The 8,521-nt window shown below is 37.8% G+C and carries 9 protein-coding genes; 5 read left to right on the top strand and 4 right to left on the bottom strand.

Annotated features, from left to right (window positions below; genetic code table 11):
* Nucleotides 1–106: 106 nt before the first annotated feature.
* Nucleotides 107–568 carry a hypothetical protein gene (locus V7183_RS17520; RefSeq protein WP_335360303.1) on the bottom strand — a complete coding sequence of 154 codons (462 nt, stop codon included), beginning with the start codon at nt 566–568 and terminating at the stop codon, nt 107–109.
* 113 nt (nt 569–681) lie between these two features.
* Between V7183_RS17520 and V7183_RS17515 the strand changes: the two genes are divergently transcribed.
* The 3 genes from V7183_RS17515 (at nt 682) to V7183_RS17505 (ending at nt 3,511) form a co-directional block, all read left to right on the top strand.
* On the top strand, nt 682–1,374 hold the full coding sequence (locus V7183_RS17515; protein ID WP_335360302.1) for a DNA alkylation repair protein: 693 nt from the start codon (nt 682–684) through the stop codon (nt 1,372–1,374).
* Nucleotides 1,375–1,913: 539 nt separating this feature from the next.
* Nucleotides 1,914–2,045: a hypothetical protein gene (locus tag V7183_RS17510; RefSeq protein ID WP_335360301.1), complete on the top strand. Its 132-nt coding sequence runs from the start codon at nt 1,914–1,916 to the stop codon at nt 2,043–2,045.
* Between the two features lie 89 nt (nt 2,046–2,134).
* Complete coding sequence (locus V7183_RS17505; protein ID WP_097899112.1) at nt 2,135–3,511, top strand: glycine--tRNA ligase; 1,377 nt, start codon at nt 2,135–2,137, stop codon at nt 3,509–3,511.
* 119 nt (nt 3,512–3,630) lie between these two features.
* Here V7183_RS17505 and V7183_RS17500 read toward each other — a convergent pair whose 3' ends face one another.
* A complete protein-coding gene (locus tag V7183_RS17500) occupies nt 3,631–4,014 on the bottom strand; it encodes a hotdog fold thioesterase (RefSeq protein WP_097899111.1) in 384 nt (127 codons plus the stop codon).
* A gap of 92 nt (nt 4,015–4,106) precedes the next feature.
* Between V7183_RS17500 and V7183_RS17495 the strand changes: the two genes are divergently transcribed.
* Nucleotides 4,107–4,850, top strand: coding sequence for a DUF3298 and DUF4163 domain-containing protein (locus V7183_RS17495; protein ID WP_335360300.1), 744 nt, complete (start codon nt 4,107–4,109; stop codon nt 4,848–4,850).
* Between the two features lie 50 nt (nt 4,851–4,900).
* A complete protein-coding gene (locus V7183_RS17490) occupies nt 4,901–5,494 on the top strand; it encodes a biotin transporter BioY (protein ID WP_097899109.1) in 594 nt (197 codons plus the stop codon).
* A 36-nt stretch (nt 5,495–5,530) separates the two neighbouring features.
* Here V7183_RS17490 and galU read toward each other — a convergent pair whose 3' ends face one another.
* Together galU and V7183_RS17480 are read right to left on the bottom strand one after the other, a co-directional pair.
* On the bottom strand, nt 5,531–6,418 hold the full coding sequence (galU, locus tag V7183_RS17485; RefSeq protein ID WP_097899108.1) for a UTP--glucose-1-phosphate uridylyltransferase GalU: 888 nt from the start codon (nt 6,416–6,418) through the stop codon (nt 5,531–5,533).
* Between the two features lie 212 nt (nt 6,419–6,630).
* Nucleotides 6,631–8,355, bottom strand: a complete 1,725-nt coding sequence (locus V7183_RS17480; protein ID WP_335360299.1) for a phospho-sugar mutase — start codon at nt 8,353–8,355, stop codon at nt 6,631–6,633.
* Nucleotides 8,356–8,521: the final 166 nt, after the last annotated feature.

The following is an 8,521-nucleotide window of genomic DNA, read 5'->3' as shown; positions in this document are numbered from 1 at the left end:
AAAGTGGCTCGCTTAGAATTACGATCCAGAAAGGCTATCGCCACACGCGATAGCCTTTTTCATATATTAAACGTTCAACAATAAACATGATTATCTTTAGTAGATTCTAATATTTCGTTGGCTCGTTTCGAATGAGAAATAAATGAATCGGTAAAAAAATAGAAAATGTTATGACATGAATAATGGTAAAAAGGACTGCGTTCGTACTATACCTTTCCAAAACGGCATATATCAGATAAATGGATAAAACAAGTACGACTGCTCCAGCTAAAAGGCTTAGTATTGGGATAAATTTCAGAATAAAACAAGCAACATATATACCAAACACTTTCCATCCTGCTTCTTCTTTCAAAAAGTCAGGTAACCTCTCCTTCGCTAAATCCCCCCATATCTTAGCATTTAAAAATGGAATAAAAGCTAGAACCCCATCATCAGCACCGTCATTTTTTGCCATCGTATAAAGCGCAAATGCAGTTAGTACATATGCAAGAACTGCCCAAATTAAAACAATAAAAATAGTAGCAACACTAAGAGCAAAGAAACTTGCTAATATACTTTGATCCTCCATCGTTTTCTCCCCTTTCTATCCCCATCATATTTCACATCTCTATTTCTCATATTTTCAAATTTTTCTTACTCCCCTGTATAATATGAACAAGAATAGGAAAGGAGAACACATTCATGCACCCATTTGTAAACGCTTTGCAGCAACACTTTCTAGCACATCAAAATCCTGAAAAAGCAGAACCAATGGCTCGTTATATGAAAAACCACTTCCCATTTCTCGGTATTCAATCACCAGAAAGAAGAAAGCTATTACGTGAAGTCATACAAGTACATAACCTTCCAGATAAAGAGGATTTACAAATCGTCATCCGTGAACTTTGGGCTTTACCAGAAAGGGAATTTCAAGCCGTCTCTCTCGACATATTACAGAAATATAAGAAATATCTTGATGAGACTCATATTCCATTCTTAGAAGAACTTATTGTAACGAAGTCATGTTGGGATTCCGTTGATGGCATTGTTCCTACCTTTTTAGGAGGCATCTTCTTGAAACATCCAGAGATGATTTCCATCTATATTCCTAAATGGACTGCTTCAGAAAATATATGGTTACAGCGTGCTGCAATCTTATTCCAGCTCAAGTATAAACAACAAACCGATGAAAAACTTCTCTTCTCGATTATTGGACAACTTAAGTCTTCAAAAGAGTTTTTCATTCAAAAAGCGATCGGCTGGGTACTTCGTGAATATGCAAAAACAAGCCCACATGTCGTATGGGAATATGTTCAAAACAACGAACTTGCTCCCTTAAGCAAACGAGAAGCAATCAAACATATTCGCTCTACTATGAGCACCTTTTCAGATTGAACTCCCCCCACCTTCACTTCATTTAGAGGAGGGGGGCTTCTCGGTTAAAATGATAAAGAATAGTAAAATAGGCGAAGCTCTATCATATATATCCATCCTGATTTCCCAACATATCAGTCCCTGCCATGAAAACGAAAGAAGATATCCACTTATTTTCTCTTTTTGGTTTCACTTGGCATGGGGCTAAAAAAGTCACTGTCCGCTTCTAGCCATGGGCAGACGCTCTCTCCCATCTAAAAAAGAAAGGTTTTCTATCCTTTTTTCAATTTGTATTTATACAGATACAATCGTTCCTCTATTGTGATTTAAAAAGGAACGTGATAGAATATGGTCATTATTATTAAATATAGTAGCGATGACGGACTTATAAGTACTTGTACCAAAAGCGATTCAGGGATAGTGAAAGCCTGAAAAAGCGAGGAAACGGCAGTCTCGAGCAATACGTGATAAAGTGGTTGTGTGTTTACACACATCAACTAGGGTGGAACCGCGGGCAAACGCTCGTCCCTAGGCAAATATGCCTTGGGACGAGCGTTTTTTTGTATTTAAAAGCGCAAGCGGCTTGCTTAGAACAGGAGGACGTTGGAGTTCCTGACGAAGAGGCGTTCTTTGCCTCACAGGAAGGAGCGAAACGACCGACTGTTCTAGCCGCTGGAGCTGGATCTATTTAAAAGCGCAAGCGGCTTCCTCAAGAAATTGTCGTTCAACAAGTACACTCTGTCATCGCCAATACGTTAACTTTTAAAAGGAGGATTTTATTATGTATTCAATGGAACAAGTTGTAAACTTAGCGAAGCATCGCGGTTTTGTTTTCCCTGGTTCTGAAATTTATGGTGGTCTTGCAAACACGTGGGATTACGGTCCACTTGGTATCGAATTAAAAAATAACGTTAAAAAAGCTTGGTGGAAGAAATTCATTCAAGAATCTCCATACAACGTTGGTTTAGACGCAGCGATTTTAATGAACCCAAAAACTTGGGTAGCTTCTGGTCACGTTGGTAACTTTAACGACCCAATGATCGACTGTAAAAAATGTAAAGCGCGCCATCGTGCTGACAAATTAATTGAAGATGCTTTAGATGCAAAAGGTATCGAAATGATCGTTGATGGTCTTACTTTCGATCAAATGGCTGGATTAATGAAAGAACACGAAGTAAAATGCCCAGATTGCGGTAGCGAAGACTTCACAGAAATTCGTCAGTTCAACTTAATGTTTAAAACATTCCAAGGTGTTACTGAATCTAGCACAAACGAAATCTTCCTTCGTCCTGAAACAGCACAAGGTATTTTCGTAAACTTCAAAAACGTACAACGCTCTATGCGTAAAAAACTTCCATTTGGTATTGGCCAAATCGGTAAAAGTTTCCGTAACGAAATTACGCCTGGTAACTTCACATTCCGTACGCGTGAATTCGAACAAATGGAGCTTGAATTCTTCTGTAAGCCTGGTGAAGACCTAGAGTGGTTCACATTCTGGCGTAACACTTGTAAAAACTGGTTACTATCACTTGGTATGAACGAAGAAAGCATGCGCCTTCGTGACCACGGTGAAGAAGAGTTATCTCACTACAGTAACGCAACAACTGATATTGAATTCAAATTCCCATTCGGCTGGGGCGAACTTTGGGGCGTTGCATCTCGTACAGACTTCGATTTAAAACGTCACATGGAACATTCTAACGAAGACTTTAACTATATCGACCCACAAACGAACGAACGTTACGTACCATACTGCATCGAGCCCTCTCTAGGCGCAGACCGTGTAACATTAGCATTCTTATGTGATGCATACGAAGAGGAACAATTAGAAAACGACTCTCGTACAGTTCTTCGTTTCCACCCTGCTTTAGCACCATATAAAGCAGCGATCTTACCATTATCTAAAAAGTTATCTGAGGGCGCTGGGGAAGTGTTCGCAGAACTTGCAAAAGACTTCGTGGTAGACTTTGATGAAACTGGTTCTATCGGTAAACGTTACCGTCGCCAAGACGAAATCGGTACACCATTCTGTATCACATATGACTTCGACTCAGTTGAAGACAAAGCAGTTACAGTACGTGACCGCGACACAATGGAACAAGTTCGTATGCCAATTAGCGAACTAAAAGGCTTCTTAGAGAAGAAAATTCAGTTCTAATTTTATAGAAAAAGGCTGCCTCTGGGCAGCCTTTTTTGTCGCGCATTATTGAAGAGTCGATATATCCAGCGTTACGTTCGATATACGAAAAGAGGCTGTTCCTAAGAGCAGCCTCTTCTTTATTTCTCACGCTTTTCTTTAATTGCAACTGTGCATCTTGAAATGCACAGTAAATCATCATTTTCATCAATGATGCGTACGTCCCAAACCATCGTTGTTTGTCCTTTATGAATTGGCGTACCGATTGCTGTTACGATTCCATCACGTTTCGAACGAATATGATTCGCATTAATTTCAAGTCCAAAACAAATGCATTTTTCTTGATCAATTAAATTATATGCTCCAACGCTTGCTACAGTTTCTGCCAATGCAACTGATGCACCTCCATGTAAAAAACCAAACGGCTGATGAGTGCGTCCATCTACTGGCATTGTAGCTACTACCTTATCCTCTGTCATTTCTAACAACTCAATTCCAAGTGTGTCCATTAATGTTTTTGGCATGTCGCTTCCCCCTTCTCTCCATTAAAAAAATGTATAATTTTCCCTGTTTATTTTCAAACTATCCATAACACTTACAAGGAGGTTTTATTTACATGAAAAAGAAATTAACTATACTAACTATTTTGTTCTCCTTGCTCACTATTGTACCAAATTGTACGGATGCAACCAAAGCCTCTAACCTGACAATCGACATTAAGACTGTTACACAAAAAGGTAAGAAGCCTTATCTAGAATATCAAATTAACAGACCTTCCTTTCATCATTTCTCTGATTCAACATTCCAAAATCAATTAAATACATACTACGAACAATCTATAGATCGTTTTAAAAAAACATTAGCGAAAGAAGCGAAGAAATACTATAAAGAAGCTGAAGAATCTGGTGCTCCCTTTCATCCATATGTCGCAAATGTTGACTATAAAATAACATTACAAAAGCCCTCTTTAGTTAGCTTATATGTAAATTATTATCAATACACGGGCGGAGCACATGGACTATATACATGGAAAGCAAATACATTTGATTTAAATGAAAAGAAGCTCTTACATTTAGATGATCTATTTCAAAAAGATGGTACTTACAAAGATATCATCCGTACAGAAATCGTTAGACAAATTAAACAAAATGAACGTATCTATTTTCCAGATGCAGCCGAAAAAGTGATGAGTGCAAAAAAATTCAAATACTTTTTAGAGCCAGATCACCTTGTTATTTATTTTCCTTTATATGAAATCGCGCCTTATTCTAGCGGGATTCCGCAATTTCGTATTCCATACACATTACTCAGAGATTCACTAAAGCCTAATTATCAAAACATTTTGATTGACAACAAATAAATAGATTCGCTACGATAATGTTAACCAAATAATAATTGGAGGTTAACATTATGAAACAACTACGCGCTTTAGATTTAGCACTAGCTGCCATGTTCGTTGCGCTCATGGCGATTGGTGCGAATATCGTATCATGGGCACCATTTTTACAAGTAGCTGGTGTTCCATTATCTATGCAGCCATTTTTCGCGATTTTAGCTGGTCTTCTTCTCGGAAGTCGACTTGGTGCCTTATCTATGACTGTTTATATGCTTGTTGGTGTTGCAGGAGCACCGATTTTCGCAAATTTCAAGGCTGGATTTGGAGCACTTTTAGATCCTACTGGTGGTTTTATTATCGCATTCATTATTGTTGCTTACGTATCAGGGAAACTAGTAGAGCAAAGAGAAAAACCACAATTCAGTACATTTGCAATTGCATCTTTTACGGGAATTATTTTAACTTATATCATTGGTACGACTTATATGTATATGGCTGTAAACGTGTGGATGGGCGGAAATATGAGTTACAAAGCGGCTTGGACAATTATGATGTGGTTCGCGGTTAAGGATATAATCTTTACAATTATCGGTGCTATTATTACACCTCGCATATACTATGCAATTCGTCGTTCTGCTTATCAGCATTCTCATTCTACACTATCATAACGAAAAAGGAGCTGCTTTATGCAGCTCTTTTTTGTATTATGATTCTTTTTTCGTTTGTTCCTCTAAAACTTTCTTCATCATTACAAGCATGTCTTCACGTAATTCTTCATGTTGAAGAGCCATTTCAATTGTCGTTTGAACAAATCCTAGTTTTTCTCCAACATCGTAACGCTTTCCTTCGAAGTCATAAGCAAATACGCGTTGAATTTCATTTAAACTTTGGATCGCATCCGTTAATTGAATTTCGCCACCAGCCCCGATTTGTTGTTCTTCTAAGAACATAAAAATTTCTGGTGTTAAAACGTAACGTCCCATAATGGCTAAGTTTGAAGGTGCTGTGCCTTGTGGTGGCTTCTCAACAAAGTTACGAACTTGATAACGACGACCATCTTGCTCTAACGGGTCAATGATTCCATAACGATGTGTTTCCGCTTCTGGAACCGTTTGAACACCAATAACAGAAGATAATGTTTTATCATATTCATCTATTAACTGGCGTAAGCATGGGTTCTCGGCTTGTACAATATCATCACCTAGTAAAACAGCAAATGGCTCGTCACCAATAAACTTACGTGCACACCAAACAGCATGCCCCAATCCTTTTGGTTCTTTTTGACGGATATAATGAATATCTACCATTTTTGAAGAAGCTTGTACTTTTTCAAGTAATTCATATTTTTTCTTCTCTAATAAGTTTTGTTCTAATTCAAATGCATTATCGAAATGGTCTTCGATAGAGCGCTTTCCTTTACCAGTAACAATAATAATATCTTCAATTCCAGATGCCACTGCTTCTTCTACAATGTATTGAATTGTTGGCTTATCTACAATTGGAAGCATTTCTTTTGGCATTGCTTTTGTTGCTGGTAAAAAGCGTGTTCCTAATCCAGCAGCTGGAATAATCGCTTTTCTCACTTTTTTCATAACAAATACCCTCTCTTCTTTTCTAATCCTTAAACTATATTTCCTTACTCGTATACGAAAGTTGATACTCCGCCCTCAGTAATTGAAATGTTACAGACAGTATACCACATCAATTCTTTTTTCTTGCGGATTTCTTCTTGGTATAAGAAAAGAGGAGGTCGTTCTCCGTTCTCCTCTTTCTCTTCCACTAATGGAAATAACTATCTATTTTATTATAAACGATTCATAACGTCTTCTTTAATAGCGAGTAACTTTTGTTCACTATTTTGTAAGGAATCATCTTTCACACCAAAATAGAACTTGATTTTTGGTTCTGTTCCAGATGGACGTAAGCAGAACCAAGAACCATCTGCCAATTGATATTTTAACACATTTGATTTTGGTAAGTGAATCTCTTCCTTACTTCCATCTTTTAGTAATGTGATGATACTTGCTTTATAATCTTCTACTGAAGTCACTGTTAAACCAGCTACTTCTTTCGGTGGATTTTCACGGAATGATGCCATCATCTCTTCAATTTTCTCAGCACCATCTTTTCCTCTTAACGTTAAAGATACAAGATCTTCACGGAAGAAGCCGTATTTCGCAAACACCTCTAATAAACCATCGTATAATGTTTTGCCTTGTGATTTATAATACGCTGCTACTTCACATGCAAATAATACAGATTGAACTGCATCTTTATCACGGCAGAATGGACGAATTAAGTAGCCGTAGCTTTCTTCATAGCCAAATTGGAATTCATATTGTCCACTTTCTTCATATTGCCTAATTTTCTCACCGATAAATTTAAATCCTGTTAATGTATCCACTGTATCTAAACCGTAAGCGCTTGCGATTGTACGACCAATTTCAGAAGTTACGATTGTTTTCAACACAACACCGTTTGCTGGAAGTGTACCATTTTGTTTCTTTTGTGATAATAAATAATCAAGCATTAACGCACCTGTTTGGTTGCCCGTTAACACTTGGAACTCACCAGCATGATTACGAACAGCAACACCAAGACGATCTGCATCTGGATCTGTTGCGATTAACACGTCTGCTCCCACTTTTTCACCATCACGAATCGCAAGTTCAAACGCTGCATGCTCTTCTGGATTTGGCGATTTTACTGTAGAGAAGTTCGGATCTGGTAACTCTTGTTCTTTTACAACTGTTACATCTGTAAATCCAACTGCTTCTAAACCTCGGCGTGCTGGAATATTTGATGTTCCGTGTAGTGGCGTAAAGACGATTTTCAAGTCCTTACCAACCTTTTGTACCATTTCTTTATTAATGATGACTGTTTTTAACTCTGCGAAGTATGCGTCATCTACTTCTTGTCCAATGATATGTAATAAACCATTTGCTTTTAATTGCTCCACATCAGCAACTTCGACTGTTAATTCATCTTCGACTTCGTTTACGTAACTAATTAACTCGTCTGCTTCTTTTGGAGGCAATTGTCCACCATCTTCTCCATATACTTTATATCCGTTGTACTCAGGTGGATTATGACTCGCCGTAAGAACAATTCCACTTACTGTATGTAAATGACGAACTGCGAAAGAAAGTACTGGCGTTGGGCGTAAGCTTTCGAATACATACGTTGTAATACCGTGTGCTCCAAGTGTAGCTGCTACTTCCATTGCAAATTCAGGTGATTTATAACGGGAATCATACGCTACAACAACACCGCGCTTCTTCGCTTCTTCACCTAATTTTTCAATAAAGTGCGCTAATCCTTTTGTCGCTTTTCGAACTGTATACACATTTAAACGGTTCGTACCAGCACCAAGTTCACCGCGCATACCACCTGTACCGAACTCTAAGTTTTTATAGAAGCTATCTTCGATTTTCTTTTCATCTTGTTTCATATTTTCTAGCTGTTCTTTTAATTCTGCATCTAAGTTTGCATATGAAAGCCAGCGACTATATTCTTTTTTCCAATCCATTCTCTTATCTCCTCTCGCGTGTCATACCTTCATTATATGAAAAAAACAGCAAGTATCTCAATACATTTTGAAATCTAGCAGGATTTTACTGTTGTGATTTGTATACACTAATCCTATATATACATCAATTAAAAAGCCGACATAAAACCCCTCTTTTTGGGTAGGA

The sequence above is a fragment of the Bacillus sp. JJ1127 genome, from assembly GCF_036965845.1.
Classification (GTDB): domain Bacteria; phylum Bacillota; class Bacilli; order Bacillales; family Bacillaceae_G; genus Bacillus_A.
Note: the sequence above shows the minus strand (reverse complement) of the source record. Positions and strands in the feature narration are given on the sequence as shown.